Origin of the sequence: Chamaesiphon sp. GL140_3_metabinner_50 (assembly GCF_025361915.1) — a bacterium.
GTDB lineage: Bacteria > Cyanobacteriota > Cyanobacteriia > Cyanobacteriales > Chamaesiphonaceae > Chamaesiphon.
On sequence record NZ_JANYJC010000114.1, the window covers coordinates 13318 to 31530 of the forward strand.

An 18213-nucleotide genomic window follows, 5' to 3' on the forward strand; every position below is an offset into this window, starting at 1 on the left:
CAAACGTCTGCTAATTCTTGCCCTACACCCCAATTTCTATGCTAGCTAACAGCTCGACTCCATCTAGTCTCAATTTACCTAACTCCCCTCTGTTCGGTACCGATGGCATTCGGGGACGAGTCGGCGATATCCTGACAGCAAATCTGGCTCTCCAGGTGGGATACTGGGCGGGAATGGTGTTACGTCAGGCGGCTGATGATGCGGATCGAGATATTGGGCCGATTGTTATCGGGCAAGATTCGCGTAATTCTAGCGACATGTTGGCGAGTGCGCTGGCGGCGGGAATTACCTCGGCAGGAATTGAAGTTTGGAATTTGGGATTGTGTCCGACACCGGGAGTCGCGCATCTGACGGCGACTAGCGATGCGATCGGCGGCGTGATGATTTCTGCCAGCCATAATCCGCCTGAAGACAATGGAATTAAGTTTTTTGGCGCAAATGGCACCAAGTTAGCTAAAGACTTACAGGCAGCGATCGAAGCCGGAATCCGGGGGCAATCTGGTCTATGTATAGAGCCAAAAAATTGGGGTCATCTCTATTTTACGCCCGAATTAATCGTTCAATATCTCGAAGCAATAAAAGAGTCGCTCGATCCAGATGTTAGCTTGTCGGGGATGAAAATCGTCCTCGATTTAGCATCAGGCGCGGCAGTACAGGTGGCTCCTGAGATTTTTAGCAAACTGGGTGCGGAGTTAATTTGTCTTAATGATGAGGCTGATGGCGATCGGATTAATGTCAATTGCGGCTCGACTCATTTGGGCGCACTGCAAGCTGCTGTCGTTCTCCATCGGGCAGATTTGGGATTTGCCTTCGATGGCGATGCCGATCGGGTATTGGCAGTAGACAATCGCGGGCGCAAAGTCGATGGCGACTATCTTCTCTACTTCTGGGGTCAACATCTGAGCAAATTGGGTCAACTCCCCAATGATGCGATCGTCACTACAGTCATGGCAAATCTGGGCTTCGAGCGGGCTTGGCAAGCTTTTGGGGGTAAAATAGTCCGCACGGCAGTCGGCGACCAGTACGTCCAAGCCGAGATGAATAGTAGCGGGGTATTATTGGGTGGCGAACAGTCGGGGCACATTCTCTCGCCCCAGCATAGCGTCAGTGGCGATGGAATTCTCACCGCGCTGCATTTAGCCGCGATCGTCAAACAGTCGGGAAAATCGCTGGCAGAGCTAGTCGATAGCAGCTTTAAAACCTATCCCCAAATTCTCCATAATGTTCGGGTGGACGATCGCGAATCTCGGTTAAACTGGGAAAAATGTCAACCCTTGCAAGATGGCATTGCCGAAGCCGAAGCCGAAATGGGCGATACCGGGCGGGTACTCGTTCGCGCCTCTGGTACGGAACCCTTAATCCGGGTGATGGTTGAAGCCGAAAGTATGGAGGTGACTCAATATTGGACGGGATATCTGGTGGCGATCGTCGAAAAATATTTCTAGGTCGATCTTTAATAAGATAGAATCCATTCGAGATCTTTTAGTGGAGAGGGCGGGTTTGTCCGATATCGATCGATTTTATCGATATTGGCTAGCATAAACCCGCCCCTACAGATCCATAAATTCATACATGATACATTTCTAGATCGACCGTAGGGGCGGGTTTGCGGCGTTTTTATTCGGGGGTTCCCCTCGAATAAAAAAACGACAAGACAATGCTAAAAATTTTCGCATGACACTATTATCTCCCAAACAAACCCGCCCTCCCCCACTAGAAGATCTCAAATGGGTTCTAAAGGGAGGGTTAGGGTGATAAGATCGATCTCAACTGAAGCTAGTTTCTCCTAACGTTAAGGATAGAAGCTCAATTGCGGTAAACCGAGAGTTTCATCCCAACCCATGACTGCATTAAGACATTGGATCGCTTGTCCGGCTTGACCTTTGATCAGATTATCGATCGCGGAAACTACGATGACTCGTCCCGTGCGGGCATCTACTTCTACGCCGATGTAGCAGAGATTGGTGCCTGCTGCCCATTTGGTCTGCGGATAGATGCCACCGTCAAGGATTCTGACGAATGGAGACGAACGATAGAAGGCTTTATAAATCGTAATTAAGTCTTCAGTAACTAAACCCGGATCGCGGATTGTGGCATAGACGGTGGCGAGGATACCGCGTACCATCGGCATCAGATGGGGGGTAAATTGGACTTTAACCTCATGACTGGCAAGATCGCTACAAACTTGCTCGATTTCGGGCGTATGGCGGTGTCCGGCGATGCTGTAGGCGGTAATGCTGTTATCGGCTTCGGCAAGTAAAAGATGGGTTTTAGCTTGTCTCCCGCCGCCAGAGGTACCGGATTTGGCATCGATGATGGCGGTATCGGCATCGATCAAACCTTGCTTGAGCAGGGGTGAGAGTGCGAGTAAACTAGCAGTCGGATAACAGCCGGGACAGCCGACGAGTTTGGCGTTGCTGAGTTTGGCGCGATAGAGTTCGGGCAAGCCATAGACAGCCATCGCCGCAGTCTCGCGATCGGTACGGGGAATCTTGTACCATTGAGTATATGTGTCGAGATCGGTAAATCGATAGTCGGCTGAGAGGTCTAGTACTACGCAGCCTTTAGCAATTAATTTAGGGGCTAACTCGCAGGCAATCCCATTCGGTAGGGCGAGGAAGACGGCTTGACAACGAGCTGAAATAATATCGGGATCGATCGGTTCGATCGTCATATTGACAGCATGACCGAGATGGGGATACAAATCGGCAAACTTTTTGCCCGCGCTACTATCGCCACCTAAGTAGACAATCTCGATCGCGGGATGATCTAGCAATAAGCGGATTAACTGGACACCGCCATAACCTGACGCACCGACAATCCCAACTTGAAGGCGTTCGCGCTGCTCACCCATGAATGTTATGACCTATATAATAATAAGAAGCGATTGCCATGTTTATGGTGAAAAATTCAAACTAGTTAGACCCTAAATTCAAAGTTAGCTTTGAATTTGACGATCGAGTAGTGTAGATTAATACTACATCAAGATCGAACTTGGGTTTCAACTCAATTTGACAGACTATATAGTTTACCAACATTTTACCGTTCTGTGATACCAACTTCTGCGATTGACCTCTCCGATTTTGAATTTGACACGATCCCTACTGCCCTCGTAGACTTCGCAATGGGCAAGATGGTCGTGGTGGTAGATGATGAGAATCGGGAAAATGAGGGCGATTTGATCTGTGCGGCACAGACAGTAACTGCCGATCGGATTAATTTTATGGCGGTTCATGCTAGAGGCTTAATTTGTCTGGCAATGATGGGCAACCAGCTAGATCGATTGGATCTGCCCTTGATGGTGACTAATAATACCGATCCCAATCAAACAGCTTTTACAGTTAGTATCGATGCCAGTCAAAAATTAGGCGTGACTACCGGAATTTCGGCGGACGATCGCACCCGCACCATTTTACTCGCGATCGATCCCGATACCAGACCCGAAGATCTCCGCCGTCCGGGTCATATTTTCCCCCTCAGAGCGCAAGAAGGCGGGGTCTTAAAGCGCGCGGGACATACAGAAGCCGCCGTAGATTTAGCACGGCTGGCTGGCTTGTCGCCAGCAGGGGTAATTTGTGAAATTCAGAACCCCGATGGTTCGATGGCCAGATTGCCCGACTTAATTGCCTACGCGCACACCTACGATCTGAAAATTATCAGCATCGCCGATCTCATTAGCTATCGACTCGAACACGACAGATTCGTCCATCGCGAAGCAATTACTAAGCTCCCCAGTCAATTCGGTCAGTTTCAGATTTACGGCTATCGCAACCTGTTAGATGAAACTGAGACAGTAGCAATTGTCAAGGGCAATCCGGCTGATTTTATCGATAAACCCGTCATGGTGCGGATGCACTCAGAATGTCTGACGGGTGACGCGCTCGGTTCGCTCCGCTGCGACTGCCGAATGCAGCTCCAAGCCGCGTTGAAGATGATTGAGAATGCTGGGGCAGGTGTGGTGGTTTACCTGCGTCAGGAAGGGCGTGGCATCGGGCTGATTAATAAACTCAAAGCCTATTCGCTCCAAGATTTAGGACTAGATACCGTCGAAGCCAACAATCGGCTCGGCTTCCCTGCGGATCTACGCAATTATGGTGTCGGTGCCCAGGTATTAAACGATTTGGGAATTAGCAAAATTCGGCTAATTACCAATAATCCTCGCAAAATTGCCGGACTCAAAGGTTATGGTTTAGAAATGGTCGATCGAGTGCCATTATTAATCGAAGCTAATGACTACAACAACGACTATTTAGCGACCAAAGCCGAGAAACTCGGACACATGCTGCTGCAAACTTATCTAGTCACAGTGGGGATTACCTGGACTGAGGAACCATTAGAAGTCACCGCCCGGTACGATCGATTAGATAAACTCCGGCATATTGCCCAAAATCATAATCTGCTGCTCAAAGAAGAAGCTCGTCCCTTGGGGACGGCATTATTTAGCAATCCCTCATTGACTTTTCATTTAGGGTTCGATCAAGCTAATCTGGCAGTAGAAGGCTGGTATCAAGATCCCAATCATCCCTACGTGCAGGCGGTTTCCCAAGTCTTAGATGAAATGGATACCCTCCCCCAAATCAGTCGCCTCGAATTTTTAGTCGCGAATGGACAAGACCCCCTAACGGGATTGCAAACCCAAATCGATCGCCAAACATATCCTCAAGCCCAATTACCGTCTACTCTTAACTCAAACCTGGAACTTCAGGTGATTTACAGCTTCAATGATTAAATAGTTGCTAGTTGAAGGAGATCGTTCGATGAACCACCGTTTATATTTTTTAGGCGCGGTCATCTGTTTTGGCATTGCTGCTCCTGCGAATGCTTATAGTCCTACAGATCTTCAAACCCTCCTAAGTACTAAAAAATGTGTCGGCTGCGATCTTAGCGGTGCAGATCTCAGCCGCAAACAGCTCGTCAATGCCGATCTTCAGGCGGCAAATCTCGTCGGGGCAAATCTGACGGGAACTAACCTTTCAGGAGCTAAACTCGGTGGAGCCAATCTGACTGGTGCGACGCTCGCTCGTACCAATCTTACCCAAGCAGTATTACAAGCGGCAAGTGCGATCGATGTTAATTTTGCCAATACCAATCTCACTCGCACGGATCTCTCTTATGCAAATTTAGTCAATACCAATTTTAGGACGGCAATTTTGTCGAATACCGATTTGGCTGGCTCGAATTTAGCACTCGCAGATTTTACAGGCGTAAATCTGGGAAATACATCATTGACTAGTGCCAATCTTGCTGGTGCCAGAGGCGTAAGCGGTTCTGCACCGATAATTAGTCCTTCGCCCAATTCAACCGATCGTAACAGCACAACTGTACCGAGTTCGGTTCCAGCCAAGCCCGATGTTGAAGAAGGTGCCACCATGCCTCAGCGTCCCCGCGTTTATCGGATTCCACCAGGATTAGGTCGTCCTCAGCGGCTGGTACCAGGAGGTACCAGACAATCGGAACCAGTTAAATTCGACCCTTCGTATTAACATCTATTTGCGATTGGTGCGATTGGTTTGATGGACGATCGCATAACCGACTGAGAGCGAAAATACGGCAACGGCTAAGGCAATTAAATCGCTACTACTTTTCTTTTCAAGATCGAGAATAATGATTTTTCTAGAGACGGCAATTAGCGAAGTTACAATAACTAGCTCTACTTGAATAACGTGTTTTCGTAAGTATGCCGTGATATTTTCGAGGATTTCTAAAGCAATTAAAACATTTAAAAATAGTCCAAATAATTCAAATAAAGTCGTGTTGAAACTCTCATTACTCGGTCGATCGATCGTCAGTAATAGTTTTTCAATCAGTGCATAACCTAAATGTCCGATCGCAATAAATGTTACAAAAATCATCCCGATCGACAAGATCTTAGAAACAACCCCTTCGATCGATTCAACTGTGTGGAGAAATTTTTCGTCTTCATTAAGAATAGCTGTCAATCTTCTCAATAGCCGCATCATCAAATCGTGCCTCAATAATTCGATCGCAATTATTCACTAATATTACAACTATAAAACCCCCCAATCGATCGATTGAGAGGGTTTATTATTTATTGTACTTTTAATATAAATTTAGCCGCCTGCCGCCTGTAATCTAGCGCGGGCGCGTTTGAAATTTCGATCGGCTTCAATTTGGTCTTGACGACTACCTGTTTGAACGCTAGCCAATTTTTGCTCGGCTGCGGTAAATTCTGTTTTGGCTTGTTCGCGATCGATCTTTTCGCCTAATTCTGCACCATTAACTAATACAGTAATTTGATTATTATCGACTTCAGCAAAGCCACCCATTAAGGCAATCGGAATCCATTTATCTTTACTAGCTCTAACCCGCATTACCGCAGTATCTAGCGCAGTTAGCAGCGATACGTGTCCGGTTAAAATTCCTAATTGTCCAGTCGTACTGGGCAAAATTACCTCATCTGCGGTGCCATCCCAGACGGTTTTGTCTGGAGCAATTACTTTTACTGTTAGTGTCATATTTTAGGTATTAGGTATTAGGTTTTAGGTTTTAGGTTTTAGGTTTTAAATTATAAAGGTTGAGATTTTTAGGTTTTTAGGCTCTAGGTTTTTAGGTTTTAGGTTGTTAGGACAGATACATGTATCTGCCCCGATTTAGAGTGAGCATTAAGCAGTAGATATATTCATCGTACTCATTCCTCATACCCTAAAGCCTAAAACCTAACACCTAAAGCCTACTTCTAGCCTTTGAGTAATTTAGCACCTTTTTCTTTCGCTTCGTTGATATCGCCAACGAGGTAGAAAGCTTGTTCGGGTAAATCGTCTAATTCGCCGTTGAGAATCATTTGGAAACCTTTGATGGTATCTTCCAATTTCACGTATTTACCGGGGGAACCAGTGAAGACTTCAGCAACGAAGAAGGGTTGCGATAAGAAGCGTTCGACTTTGCGCGCGCGGGAAACAATCAGGCGATCTTCTTCGGCAAGTTCGTCCAAACCGAGAATGGCAATGATATCTTGCAATTCTTTATAGCGTTGGAGGGTCGATTGAACGGCACGAGCGGTATTATAATGCTCGGCACCAACGATCGATGGTTGCAACATTGTCGAAGTAGAATCGAGAGGATCTACTGCGGGGTAAATGCCTTTAGCAGCCAAACCACGAGACAACGAAGTCGTACCGTCTAAGTGGGCGAAAGTAGTCGCAGGTGCGGGGTCGGTGAAATCATCGGCAGGTACGTATACCGCTTGAATGGAAGTAATCGAACCTTCTTTGGTAGAAGTAATCCGCTCTTGTAAGTCACCCATATCGGTACCCAGAGTAGGCTGATAACCTACGGCAGAAGGCATCCGACCGAGGAGTGCAGATACTTCAGAACCCGCTTGAACGAAGCGGAAAATGTTGTCGATAAACAGCAATACGTCTTGCTTGTTGACATCACGGAAGTATTCTGCCATTGTCAACGCTACCAAACCAACGCGCATCCGCGCTCCGGGTGGCTCGTTCATTTGACCGTAAACGAGTGCAATTTTGGAGTTATTTAAGTTCTCCTTATCGATTACTCCCGATTCCATCATCTCGTTGTAGAGATCGTTTCCTTCGCGGGTACGTTCGCCTACACCACCAAATACGGATACACCACCGTGGTTGGTGGCGATGTTATTAATCAGTTCCATCATGATGACGGTTTTGCCTACGCCAGCACCGCCGAATAAACCGATTTTACCGCCCCGACGATAGGGAGTAAGTAAGTCGATCACCTTAATTCCGGTTTCAAATACGGAAGGCTTGGTTTCGAGTTCGGTCAGCTTGGGAGCGTCGCGGTGGATGGGGAATCTCTCTTCGGTAGCAACAGGGCCTTGGTTATCTACTGTTTCGCCCAAGACGTTAAAAATCCGACCGAGGGTAGCAGTCCCGACGGGTACGCTAATTGGCGCGCCCAAATCGGTTACGTCCATTCCACGTACCAACCCATCGGTGGTGCTCATTGCAACAGCACGAACTTGGTTGTCACCCAGAAGTTGTTGAACTTCACAGGTTACGGATACATCTTGTCCAGCCTCATTTTTACCTTCAATTTTGAGGGCACTATAAATCTGGGGCATTTTACCACCAGTAAATTCTACGTCCACAACTGGACCAATAACTTGGGTGAGTTTCCCCACGTTTGTTTTTTCTGCGGTGGTAGCCATGTGCGCGTTACTTTAATTATTGTGTGATTTTGTCTATGGCGGTCGCTGTAACCAGCCAGATCGACGATCTGTGCTGTGTTGTCGCTGGGCGAAGATCGCGAGTAATTGGCTCTGGAGGCGATCGCAAGTAGTTTTTTGGCGGAGTTTACCGGGGTAATCGTGCCTAAAATAGTTGCTGGTTGCTGTTTGCTAAATCGATCCAGTTTTTAGCTACTATTAATATTTTGCAATGCTATGGTTCAGTCTATCATCGAACGCGCACTGCGCTGTCGGTATTTATCAAGATTTAGCCATGCAAAATTATCACTTAAACTGTCAGTAATTGGGGCGCGCGAAGTTACTCGATGCCCAGTGCCCAATGGACTACAGCCGGGTAGTACTCCCGATCGCCAATCTGTCCGGTTTTAGAGACGGCGTGCTTTTGGTCTAAGTATGTACGGAGTTTGGCACGAACCGATCGATTATCTAAGTCGGTGAGGACTTGACTCGCTGATTGATAGCGATCTCCTAAGGGAATTTGGATGGTTTTGGAAATCGTTTCCCGCAAATCGATACTAATATCGATCCCATCTGCCCACATCAGTTCGCAAGTGTGAGGATCGGTCGGAAATTGGCTGAGATTTTTGCCAGTTAGCAGATAGATACAAGTCATACCCAGTGCGTAGATATCGCTAGCAGGCACCGCGCGGTTGGCTAATTGTTCTGGTGGTGCAAATCCTGGCGTACCGATCGAGACACTACTGGTACGTTCTGGTTTACGCTTATTATTAACGGGATTGATATCTTTGACTGCTCCAAAATCGACTAAGACAAACCGCCGATCGGTTTGGCATAAGATAATATTCTGGGGTTTAATATCGCAGTGCAGTATATGATGAGAGTGAATATACTCCAACAGCCGCAACATTTGGGTCAAGAAATTTTCGACTTCAGTTTGGCTAAACTTACCTTGGTTTTCAATAATTTCGGTGAGTACGCGACCCGGAATGTACTCTTCTACTATATAAAGATCGTCGCCAATTTGCAGGTAATCTATTAAGGCTGGAATCTGGGCATGACTGCCGAGTTGACTCAAACTCAGAGCTTCTAGCTCGAATTGGGCGATCGCAATCTCAGTTAATTTAGGATCGGTAAATCTGGTTGAAAGTTTTTTAATAACGCACAGTGGTTGTCCTGGTAAATAAATATTCTGCGCCAACCAGGTAATGCTAAAACTGCTCCTACTCAAAACCTGCCGCATTAAATATCGACCTGCTAAAATCTCACCATCGATCGGCTCGTTCCTAATCGATTGCCAGCGGCTTTTATCGCGATCGAAGTTAGCTAAGGTGGCAGATTGACTGATTACCGTATCTATCATAAAAAACTCGATCGGCAAACTACCGATACAATTGAAATAGGATATATTTCGATATCATACTAGTTCCGCTCTCATCGACGGTCAGCCATTTCGCGGATCTTTTGCCGATTACCGATTAGGATGAGAGTCAGGTCGCTCAAAAAGACATCAATAGCCATCTCATATAAGATCCGCATGAAATTATTAATCAGCAACGATGATGGGATCTTCGCTCTAGGTATCAAGACATTAGCAGATACAATGGCACTCGCCGGACATGAAGTAATTGTAGTCTGTCCCGATCGCGAACGATCGGCAACCGGGCACGGTTTGACGCTGCACGATCCGATTCGAGCCGAACCAGTAACGGGCATTTTTCATCATACCGTCAAGGCTTGGTCTTGTTCGGGTACGCCAGCAGATTGCGTCAAATTAGCTCTCGGAGCCTTGCTAGATAGCTTCCCCGATTTTGTCCTCTCAGGCATCAATCACGGTGCGAACTTGGGAACTGACGTTTTGTATTCTGGAACGGTATCTGCGGCGATGGAAGGCACGATCGAGGGCATTCCCAGCATCGCTTTTAGTCTGACTAGTTTTACTCATAAAGAATTTCAACCCGCCGCCGATTTTGCAAGAGATTTAGTCGCTCATTTAGCAGCTCGACCATTAGCCGAAGCATTACTATTAAATGTGAATATTCCCCCCGTACCAGCAACGGAAATTGTGGGTGTCAAAATTACCCGTCAGGGCATCAGACGCTATTTCGATACATTTCAAAAACGAGTAGATCCACGCGGAAAGACTTATTACTGGTTATCTGGCGAAGCGTTGCAAGATATCGAACAACCCGAACATCTCCATCTCCCGCCCGAAATTGAAACCGATGTCCGAGCGATTAAAGACAACTATATTACGATCGTTCCGCTTCAGTTTAATATGACTTCGGCAGCGGGAGTTTTCGGTCTTCAAGACTGTGGAATTGAAGATTTAAAGTCATTCAAATCTCAGTCCGAATAATTTAGATTAATAATACATGGAAAAAATCGACTTGTTGCGCTCTGGTAAATTGCAGGGAATTAAACGGCTGGATTTAGCTGCTGGCTTAACTGAATTTCCGATCGAGATTTTTGATTTAGCTGATTCGCTAGAAATATTGAACCTGTCGGATAATCGTTTGCAATCTTTACCCACAGATTTAGGACGTTTACACAAGCTCAAAATTATCTTTCTCAGTAATAACGATTTTGAGGAAGTCCCGGAAGTATTGGCGGATTGTTCAAATCTGTCAATGGTGGGTTTCAAATCTAACAAAATTAGGGTGTTGAGTGAGAATATTCTGCCGCTGGAGGTAAGGTGGTTGATTCTGACAGATAATCAACTGGAGCGATTGCCAAAGTCGATCGGGAGGCTCCTAAGCTTGCAAAAATTAATGTTAGCCGGAAATCAATTGCGATCGCTACCGGATGAAATGGCGGCTTGTCAGAATTTAGAATTAGTTAGACTGGCAGCAAATCGGCTGGAATCTTTGCCGCAGTGGTTATTTACCTTACCTCGGCTGTCGTGGCTGGCTTATGCTGGCAATCCTGTTTGTACTGCTAACTTGTTGCCAACGGTACCCATCATTTCGTGGGCAGATTTAACGCTCTCGGAGCCATTGGGGGAAGGTGCTTCGGGGGTTATTTCTAAAGGCTTATGGCATTCGCCACCACAGTCCCCAACTGATGTGGCAATCAAGATTTTTAAAGGCGCGATGACGAGCGATGGTGAGCCAGCAGACGAAATGAATGCTTGCATGGCTGCGGGTGGACATCCGCATTTAGTAGGTGCGTTGGGTAAAATTGGCAATTGTCCTGACGCTAAATCGGGGTTAATATTATCGTTAATTCCACCCGATTACCAAAATTTAGGCAACCCGCCGAGCTTGGATAGTTGCACCAGAGATACTTATGCTGAGGAAACATCGTTTACAATAGCGACAATTTTACAAATTGCGATCGGCATTTCATCAGCAGCGGCGCATCTCCACACTCAGGGCATTATGCACGGTGATTTATACGCTCATAATATCATGACAAACGATCGAGGTAATTGTTTATTAGGCGATTTTGGAGCGGCTTCTAGTTACGATCGCACCGATGAGATTGCCAGTCTAGCATTGGAAAAACTTGAGGTAAGAGCATTTGGTTGTCTGTTAGAAGATTTACTCGTGCGCTGTCAATTGCCGAATGTCTTTAACGGAGCTTCTAAGGATGAGGATCGGGAAAAGTTAGTACTTAAAAGACTGAAAAAATTACAGCAAGATTGTCTGCAAACCATACCAGCAAATCGTCCTCTGTTTGTCGAAATTAGTGCTATTTTAGCCGAGTCGATCGGTACATGGTAGCATCACATTAAGGAATCAGGATTAAATAACATGCGTAGGTTGGGTAGAAGCCCGCGAAACCCAACATCCATAGAACGTTGGGTTTCAAGGCTCAACTAAGCGAACCAATTATCGATCTCTAATCTGAAGAGATCGCAATCAGGAGTAAAGAGTGTGAATGTTACCACCGAAATTCAGCCGACACTAACGCAGATTAGCATTTATCCAATTAAATCTTTAGATGGCAAACTAGTCGATCGCGCTAAAATATCGACAGGTGGTGCGTTAGAATTCGACAGGCGGTGGGCGATTATTGACGATCGCGGTAAAGTTGTTAATGCCAAACGTACTGCTAAAATTCATCAATTACGCAGTCGATTCGATTTTAGCGATCCTGATGCAGCGCAGCAATTAGTAATTAATATCCAAACTGCTGACGATCCGACTAATTATAAATTTTGTCTGACTACCGAAATTACCGAACTAGCACGATGGTTGAGTGCATTTTTTGGCTTTCCCGTCAGCCTCATCGAAAATACCGCTACAGGCTTTCCCGATGACTTAAATGCTTACGGCCCTACGATTGTCAGTACAGCCACCTTAGAGACGGTTTGCGGCTGGTTCCCCGGACTCGATTTGACAGAGGTTCGCCGCAGATTTAGAACTAACTTAGAACTCAGTGGCGTTCCGGCTTTTTGGGAAGATCGCTTATTTGGCGCGCCGGAATCTGTTATCGATTTTCAACTGGGAGATGTCCAATTTTACGGTATCAATCCCTGTCAGCGGTGCATCGTCCCCACTCGCGATGCGCTGACTGGCGATATCAGTCTCAAGTTTCAGCAAATATTTGCCCACCAACGTCAGCAAACATTTCCGGCTGGAGTAGACAAATCGAGATTCAATCATTTTTATCGTCTAGCACTCAATACCCAAATTCCGCCATTTGAGGCTGGTAAGTTTTTAAAAACTGGCGATTTTTTAGGTATTAGGTATTAGGTTTGTTTCTGACTCCTTATTCTCATCTCCCATCTCCCCGCTCTAAAAACAATGCCACCGATATCTTCAGCTCAAATAGAGTCTGAAAGGATATTGATGGCTGTTGGTTTGTTTAGATAAGGTCGATTACTTGCGAAAAGACCTCAGACTAGCAGACTACTAAGGCTTTTTAGTTTCAGCAGGCTTGGTTTCGATAGTCTTGGTTTCAGTAGTTTTGGTTGCACCAGTCTTGGCACCGTCAGCAGGCTTGGTAGTGTCAGTTTTCATGCCATCAGCAGGCTTGGTAGTATCGCTCTTAGTAGCGTCAGCAGGCTTGGTAGTATCTGCTGCGGGAGTAGTCGTGGTTTCAGTTTTAGTCTCAGTAGTCTTGGTCGCGTCGGGAGTGGTAGTAGCTTCTTTGCTGCAAGAAGTCAGACCAGCGGAGACAGTTAAGCTGGCGATTACCAGTAAAGTTTTCCAGTTCATTTAAAATTTCCTCACACTTATTTTTTTGATGCCGACTTGCGGCTTCGATATACACTATAGCACCGCGATTGCCAAAATTTAAGGTAAGCTAGACACAGGAAACCGTATCGATTTAGTACCTGAAGATAGTGGAAACCGAACACGCGATCGGGCTAGACAGATCGTTATGTCGCTAGAATGCAGTCGCCGCAACAAATCTACACTTTTTGACTATTTCCCGCCCATAATCTGCCAATTCTTGTGAATTCACCACTCCCGCATTTGACTTTAGCTGACATTTTAGAACGGACGATCGAGTTGAGTTGGACGGCAGCAGCAATTTTAAAATCTTATTATCGTGGCAGTCGCGCAGATCTGGAGGTATTAGATAAGACTGAAGGGCCAGTCACCGCCGCAGATCGGACAGTCGATCGACACATTCTCGCAGGTATTCAATCTATGTGTGGGGATAGTTGTGGCTATCTAACAGAAGAGACTTATCAGGCTGACGATTTGCAATTAACTCAAGATTGGGTCTGGATTATCGATCCTTTAGACGGCACGCGAGATTTTATCGATAAGACTGGGGAATATGCGATCCATATTGCCCTAACATATCAGCATCGTCCCGTTCTTGCAGTGGTTACGATTCCAGAAACCGATCGCATGTATGCAGCAATTACTGGGAAGGGTACCGAATCAATCGATTTAGATGGCATTAGAAAATCGGTTCGGGTGTCATCGGGTAAAAAGCTCACCGATTTAGTCGTCGTCGCCAGTCGCAATCACCGCAGCAAGCGACTAGTAAATCTCTTAGCTCAATTACCTTGTCAGCAACAGCTCGAAGTCGGGAGTATCGGCTGTAAAATTGCCGCCATCGTCGAACATCGCGCGGATGTATATGTATCCTTATCGGGTACCTCTGCGCCTAAAGATTGGGATCTCGCCGCACCAGAATTGATTTTGACCGAAGCAGGTGGCAAATTTACCCACCAAGATGGCACGCCACTTCGATACAATCAGGGTGATGTCACGCAGTGGGGTTGTGCGATCGCCAGTACTGGCGAATGGCATCAACAACTCTTGGATGTCGCCATAGCAGGAATTCAGGAGTAAGGAAGGCAACCGAAACAACATGCGGATCGAACAATTGCAAGCCTTTTTAGCAATTAATGAGACTGGCAGTTTTCAGCAAGCTGCGCGTACTTGTAATTGCACCCAATCGACTATCAGCCGCCAAATTCAGTCGCTAGAAGAAGATTTGGGTATTTCCTTATTCCATCGCCATCATCAGGCAAAACTGACCATTGGTGGCGAACGGCTCTTACCCCACGCACGCAAAATTTGTGCGGAATGGCAACTCGCACACGAATCGATCGAACATCTCCTTGCAGGCAAACAACCCGATCTGTGTGTCGCCGCTATTCATTCGGTATGTGCCAATATTTTGCCACCGATTTTACAGCAGTTTTGTCATCAACATCCCCAGGTACAACTGAGAGTAACAGCATTAGGTAGCGATCGCGCTCTCAAAGTGCTTAAAGATGGTTTGGTAGATATCGCCATCGTCATGGATAACCGACTATTTACCGCCAGTCCCGATCTCGTGGTGCAAAATCTCTATCAAGAACCGATCGAAATTTTAATGTCAGCAGATCATCCCCTCGCCGCATATCAACAGGTACCTTGGGCAGAATTAGTTAAGTACCCACAGGTAGTCTTTAAAGATGGCTACGGAATGCAGCGATTAGTGCAAGAACAATTTAGCAAACAAGGTAGTAAACTCAATGCGGTGTTAGAATTAAATACGCTCGATGCCTTTCGGGGCGTAGTCAGGCAGGGGAAATTAATCGCACTGTTACCCAAATCGGCATTACTCGACATCCATCACGATCCTACTTTGGCAGCTCGATCGATCGAACCCACCCCCAAAACAGGCATCAGTCTCTCTCGTCAAGTCGTCCTCGTCACGACTACCGACAGGCTCCAAATTCCCCCCATTCAATTTTTCTGCGATTTAGTCACCCAGTCTTCTAACAAATGAGCGATCGATTTCGGAAATTCGTCCAAATAATTGGCAGCGGGCCACATACGGGTAAGAGTTTGACTCGCGAGCAAGCAGCAGAAGCAATGGAGATGATGCTGCTGCAAACAGCTACCCCTGCCCAAATTGGAGCCTTTCTAATCGCTCATCGAATCAAGCGTCCCACGGGTGCAGAATTAGCTGGGATGCTAGATACTTACGATCGGCTGGGATCTCAGTTACAACCCGTCGCCAGTCATGGTAGATCGCCAGTGATCTTTGGTATTCCTTATGATGGTAGGTCTCGCACCGCACCAGTCTCCCCATTAGTATCGCTGATTCTGGCTGCGGCAGAAATTCCGGTAATTTTGCATGGTGGCGATCGAATGCCCACTAAGTATGGCATCCCCCTAGTCGATATTTGGCAAGAATGGGGCATCGATTGGACGAAACTATCTCTCGATCGCGTTCAACAAATTTTTGAGAAAACTAAATTAGGCTTCATCTATACACCCACTCTTTTCCCCGCCGCAGCGGGACTGACACCCTATCGCGACCAAATTGGCAAACGTCCGCCGATCGCGACTCTAGAGCTATTGTGGTTCCCTTACGCTGGTGATGCTCACCTGATTTTTGGCTACGTTCATCCCCCCACCGAACAGACAGCACTCGTCGCCGCCACCCTTCGCAATACACCGCATCAAATTACCACAGTTAAGGGATTAGAAGGCAGTAGCGACTTACCGCGCGATCGAGCTGTCATTATCGGCGTTCATCAATCGGGGCAAGAATTAGACCGGATCTTCCTCCATCATTACGACTATGGCTTGAGTAATGTTAATCCGCCCTTACTATCTACCCCAGAATTAATGACCGATTTCGATCGCGTTTTGCGTGCAGAACCTTCAGAGCTATTAAATTCCGTACTGTGGAATGCTGGATTTTACCTGTGGCATTGTGGTGGAGCCAGCGATATGTCTGCTGGCATGAAATTGGCACGAGAATTACTAGTTAGCGGTGCAATTCGCGATCGACTAGATAATATCCGCGCATGTATTAAAGAGATTTAAACTAGTTTGGAGGAAAATCAGATGGAACTAATAACTCCAAAAATGCCTGGGGCACAACCATCGATCGTCCGCTTGTTTCATTGGGTGAATATCATCAGTCTATTTGGTACGATCGCCAGTGGCTTGCAAATTTATAATGCCAATCCGGTATTTGGCGGACGTGAAGGTATCCATATTCCCTGGCTAATCACCCTCGGCGGTTGGTTGGCTGGAGGCCGAAATTGGCATTTTGCCCTAATGTGGATTTATGGTTTAAATCTACTCGCCTACGGTATTTACATTTTCTGGACTAAAAGATGGCGCGATCGATTTGTCAACACACAAGATCTTAGAGCTTTGCAAGCTAGCAACAATCCCAAACGCAAAATCTATGCTTGGCATCGGATTGTTTATACCAGCATTATTCCAATTCTATTACTAGCGATCGCCACAGGTTTATCGATGTATCAACCCGTTCAATTTTATTGGTTATCTTCTAAATTTGGCGATTGGCAAACACTCCGCACCATTCATTTTATGACAGTTCCACTCGTCTTGTTATATACCTTAGTACATTCAATTTTAGCTCTGGGTATCGGTAACGGCAAGATTGCCACAGCATTTCTCAATCTAAGAATTGCAGACTTACAGCCTAAATAGCAATCTCAAGCCTAAAACCTAATACTGAAAAACTATGGCAGAAAGCAGCCGAATATCTCGCCGTCAATTATTACAGTGGACTGGAGCTGGATTATTGGTGAACGTCGCTGGCACATTGCTCTACGATCCGATCGGGAAACTATCAATGCCACTGAATGAAGCATTTCAATCCTTATTATTATCATCCAAACCGACACCAGAATTTCCAATTTCGGCGATCGAACCCGAAAAATTAATTGTCAATAGCTTTCGCGGTACCCCGGCGATCGATCTGGCAAACTTCAAACTAAATATATCTGGAGCAGTAAATAATCCCCTCAGCCTCACAATGGCAGATATCGATCGAATGCCGCATACTTCAATGGTTATTCAGCAAGTATGTGTCGAAGGTTGGGCGGCGATCGTCCAATGGGGTGGTGTCAGATTGCGAGATTTAGCAATTTTAGCACAACCAAAACCGACGGCTAAATATGTCTACTTTAAATCTGCCGATGGTTATTATGAAAGCTGGGATTTAGCATCAGTCCTTCATCCTCAAACTATATTAGCCGATCGGATGAATGGTAAAGAATTACCCGCCGAAAATGGTGCCCCCTTACGATTAGCCTCACCAATTAAACTCGGCTACAAACAAAGCAAGTGGGTAACAGAAGTGGTATTCGCCAATGAATTGTTACCAAAACGCGGCTATTGGGAAGATTTGGGCTACGAATGGTTCGCTGGGTTGTAAGCTTGACTTGCCGATTCTCCTGATGGAGCGCATGAGAGATTCTCCGTTGGAGAAGCTACGCCAACGCGCGGAGGTTCCCTCTCGCCAGAGTGTTTCAGTCAGCGAAGCATTGAAGAGGGAACCTCCCGTTTGTGTGCGTCAAGACAAGACAGAGGCTGTGCCAACGACAATTTGCAATTCGATCGAATTCGGACTAGACAGGCAAAAGTCGGTATGTTATACTAATGTAAGTGCGCTGGTGTAGCTCAGTTGGTAGAGCAGCTGATTTGTAATCAGCCGGTCGGGGGTTCGAATCCGTCCACCAGCTTAAATAAATTAACAGCTAGGGCTAGGTCTGAGTATCTAGCTCTTCTTGCATGAATCTAGCTAGCGTTACGCGAAATCCCCGACTTCTTCGAGAAGTCGGGGATTTGTCTTATATTTCAGTCCGAGTAGCGAAAAGGTGCTCTACTTGGGGAGAC

At 46.3% G+C, this 18213-nt stretch carries 18 protein-coding genes and 1 tRNA gene; 13 read left to right on the top strand and 6 right to left on the bottom strand.

Going from position 1 to position 18213, the window contains the following annotated elements; translation table 11 throughout:
- The first annotated feature begins 38 nt into the window (after positions 1-38).
- Positions 39-1445: a phosphoglucosamine mutase gene (gene glmM / locus Q0R35_RS06055; RefSeq protein ID WP_295615195.1), complete on the top strand. Its 1407-nt coding sequence runs from the start codon at positions 39-41 to the stop codon at positions 1443-1445.
- 347 nt (positions 1446-1792) lie between these two features.
- Here the strand turns inward: glmM and argC are convergent, their stop codons facing one another.
- Positions 1793-2854 (bottom strand): N-acetyl-gamma-glutamyl-phosphate reductase, encoded by a 1062-nt coding sequence (gene argC, locus Q0R35_RS06060; RefSeq protein ID WP_295615196.1) that lies wholly within the window; start codon positions 2852-2854, stop codon positions 1793-1795.
- Positions 2855-3049: 195 nt separating this feature from the next.
- Between argC and ribBA the strand changes: the two genes are divergently transcribed.
- Together ribBA and Q0R35_RS06070 are read left to right on the top strand one after the other, a co-directional pair.
- Entirely contained in the window at positions 3050-4729 is a 1680-nt protein-coding gene (ribBA, locus tag Q0R35_RS06065) for a bifunctional 3,4-dihydroxy-2-butanone-4-phosphate synthase/GTP cyclohydrolase II (RefSeq protein ID WP_366944832.1), read from the top strand.
- A 28-nt stretch (positions 4730-4757) separates the two neighbouring features.
- A complete protein-coding gene (locus Q0R35_RS06070) occupies positions 4758-5483 on the top strand; it encodes a pentapeptide repeat-containing protein (protein ID WP_295615197.1) in 726 nt (241 codons plus the stop codon).
- A 3-nt stretch (positions 5484-5486) separates the two neighbouring features.
- On the opposite strand, the gene Q0R35_RS06075 is transcribed toward Q0R35_RS06070, so the two are convergent.
- The 4 genes from Q0R35_RS06075 to Q0R35_RS06090 form a co-directional block, all read right to left on the bottom strand.
- Positions 5487-5960, bottom strand: coding sequence for a phosphate-starvation-inducible PsiE family protein (locus Q0R35_RS06075; RefSeq protein WP_295615198.1), 474 nt, complete (start codon positions 5958-5960; stop codon positions 5487-5489).
- 111 nt (positions 5961-6071) lie between these two features.
- Positions 6072-6476: an ATP synthase F1 subunit epsilon gene (gene atpC / locus Q0R35_RS06080; RefSeq protein WP_295615199.1), complete on the bottom strand. Its 405-nt coding sequence runs from the start codon at positions 6474-6476 to the stop codon at positions 6072-6074.
- A 221-nt stretch (positions 6477-6697) separates the two neighbouring features.
- Complete coding sequence (gene atpD / locus Q0R35_RS06085) at positions 6698-8149, bottom strand: F0F1 ATP synthase subunit beta (protein ID WP_295615200.1); 1452 nt, start codon at positions 8147-8149, stop codon at positions 6698-6700.
- A gap of 337 nt (positions 8150-8486) precedes the next feature.
- Positions 8487-9509: a serine/threonine-protein kinase gene (locus Q0R35_RS06090; protein ID WP_295615201.1), complete on the bottom strand. Its 1023-nt coding sequence runs from the start codon at positions 9507-9509 to the stop codon at positions 8487-8489.
- A gap of 174 nt (positions 9510-9683) precedes the next feature.
- Here Q0R35_RS06090 and surE point away from each other — a divergent pair, with 174 nt between their 5' ends.
- The 3 genes from surE (at position 9684) to Q0R35_RS06105 (ending at position 12846) form a co-directional block, all read left to right on the top strand.
- Entirely contained in the window at positions 9684-10505 is an 822-nt protein-coding gene (gene surE / locus Q0R35_RS06095) for a 5'/3'-nucleotidase SurE (RefSeq protein ID WP_295615202.1), read from the top strand.
- A gap of 16 nt (positions 10506-10521) precedes the next feature.
- Positions 10522-11871 (top strand): leucine-rich repeat-containing protein kinase family protein, encoded by a 1350-nt coding sequence (locus tag Q0R35_RS06100; RefSeq protein ID WP_295615203.1) that lies wholly within the window; start codon positions 10522-10524, stop codon positions 11869-11871.
- A 153-nt stretch (positions 11872-12024) separates the two neighbouring features.
- Positions 12025-12846, top strand: a complete 822-nt coding sequence (locus tag Q0R35_RS06105; RefSeq protein WP_295615204.1) for an MOSC N-terminal beta barrel domain-containing protein — start codon at positions 12025-12027, stop codon at positions 12844-12846.
- A gap of 159 nt (positions 12847-13005) precedes the next feature.
- Here Q0R35_RS06105 and Q0R35_RS06110 read toward each other — a convergent pair whose 3' ends face one another.
- On the bottom strand, positions 13006-13311 hold the full coding sequence (locus Q0R35_RS06110; protein ID WP_295615205.1) for a hypothetical protein: 306 nt from the start codon (positions 13309-13311) through the stop codon (positions 13006-13008).
- 240 nt (positions 13312-13551) lie between these two features.
- On the opposite strand from Q0R35_RS06110, the gene Q0R35_RS06115 reads away from it, so the two are divergent.
- The 7 genes from Q0R35_RS06115 to Q0R35_RS06145 all read left to right on the top strand — a co-directional run bounded on the left by Q0R35_RS06115 (position 13552) and on the right by Q0R35_RS06145 (position 18059).
- Complete coding sequence (locus Q0R35_RS06115; protein WP_295615206.1) at positions 13552-14406, top strand: 3'(2'),5'-bisphosphate nucleotidase CysQ; 855 nt, start codon at positions 13552-13554, stop codon at positions 14404-14406.
- Between the two features lie 19 nt (positions 14407-14425).
- Positions 14426-15334 (top strand): LysR family transcriptional regulator, encoded by a 909-nt coding sequence (locus Q0R35_RS06120; protein ID WP_295615207.1) that lies wholly within the window; start codon positions 14426-14428, stop codon positions 15332-15334.
- Entirely contained in the window at positions 15331-16383 is a 1053-nt protein-coding gene (locus Q0R35_RS06125; protein WP_295615208.1) for an anthranilate phosphoribosyltransferase family protein, read from the top strand. The genes Q0R35_RS06120 and Q0R35_RS06125 overlap by 4 nt, the downstream gene beginning before the upstream one ends.
- Before the next feature lie 21 nt (positions 16384-16404).
- Positions 16405-17022 (top strand): cytochrome b/b6 domain-containing protein, encoded by a 618-nt coding sequence (locus tag Q0R35_RS06130; protein ID WP_295615209.1) that lies wholly within the window; start codon positions 16405-16407, stop codon positions 17020-17022.
- 34 nt (positions 17023-17056) lie between these two features.
- Positions 17057-17752, top strand: a complete 696-nt coding sequence (locus Q0R35_RS06135) for a molybdopterin-dependent oxidoreductase (RefSeq protein WP_295615210.1) — start codon at positions 17057-17059, stop codon at positions 17750-17752.
- Between the two features lie 31 nt (positions 17753-17783).
- A complete protein-coding gene (locus Q0R35_RS06140; protein WP_295615211.1) occupies positions 17784-17996 on the top strand; it encodes a hypothetical protein in 213 nt (70 codons plus the stop codon).
- A tRNA-Thr gene (locus Q0R35_RS06145) sits at positions 17987-18059 on the top strand. Before Q0R35_RS06140 ends, Q0R35_RS06145 begins: the two co-directional genes overlap by 10 nt.
- Positions 18060-18213: the final 154 nt, after the last annotated feature.

Bases quoted from the DNA above. Each gene is read 5' to 3' on its own strand.
- Q0R35_RS06090 (WP_295615201.1), bottom strand. From the start codon at position 9,509: ATGATAGATACGGTAATCAGTCAATCTGCCACCTTAGCTAACTTCGAT.
- Q0R35_RS06125 (WP_295615208.1), top strand. From the start codon at position 15,331: ATGAGCGATCGATTTCGGAAATTCGTCCAAATAATTGGCAGCGGGCCA.
- Q0R35_RS06120 (WP_295615207.1), top strand. From the start codon at position 14,426: ATGCGGATCGAACAATTGCAAGCCTTTTTAGCAATTAATGAGACTGGC.
- Q0R35_RS06135 (WP_295615210.1), top strand. From the start codon at position 17,057: ATGGCAGAAAGCAGCCGAATATCTCGCCGTCAATTATTACAGTGGACT.
- glmM (WP_295615195.1), top strand. From the start codon at position 39: ATGCTAGCTAACAGCTCGACTCCATCTAGTCTCAATTTACCTAACTCC.
- argC (WP_295615196.1), bottom strand. From the start codon at position 2,854: ATGGGTGAGCAGCGCGAACGCCTTCAAGTTGGGATTGTCGGTGCGTCA.
- Q0R35_RS06100 (WP_295615203.1), top strand. From the start codon at position 10,522: ATGGAAAAAATCGACTTGTTGCGCTCTGGTAAATTGCAGGGAATTAAA.
- atpD (WP_295615200.1), bottom strand. From the start codon at position 8,149: ATGGCTACCACCGCAGAAAAAACAAACGTGGGGAAACTCACCCAAGTT.
- Q0R35_RS06070 (WP_295615197.1), top strand. From the start codon at position 4,758: ATGAACCACCGTTTATATTTTTTAGGCGCGGTCATCTGTTTTGGCATT.
- Q0R35_RS06140 (WP_295615211.1), top strand. From the start codon at position 17,784: ATGAGAGATTCTCCGTTGGAGAAGCTACGCCAACGCGCGGAGGTTCCC.
- surE (WP_295615202.1), top strand. From the start codon at position 9,684: ATGAAATTATTAATCAGCAACGATGATGGGATCTTCGCTCTAGGTATC.
- atpC (WP_295615199.1), bottom strand. From the start codon at position 6,476: ATGACACTAACAGTAAAAGTAATTGCTCCAGACAAAACCGTCTGGGAT.
- Q0R35_RS06110 (WP_295615205.1), bottom strand. From the start codon at position 13,311: ATGAACTGGAAAACTTTACTGGTAATCGCCAGCTTAACTGTCTCCGCT.
- Q0R35_RS06130 (WP_295615209.1), top strand. From the start codon at position 16,405: ATGGAACTAATAACTCCAAAAATGCCTGGGGCACAACCATCGATCGTC.
- Q0R35_RS06075 (WP_295615198.1), bottom strand. From the start codon at position 5,960: ATGATGCGGCTATTGAGAAGATTGACAGCTATTCTTAATGAAGACGAA.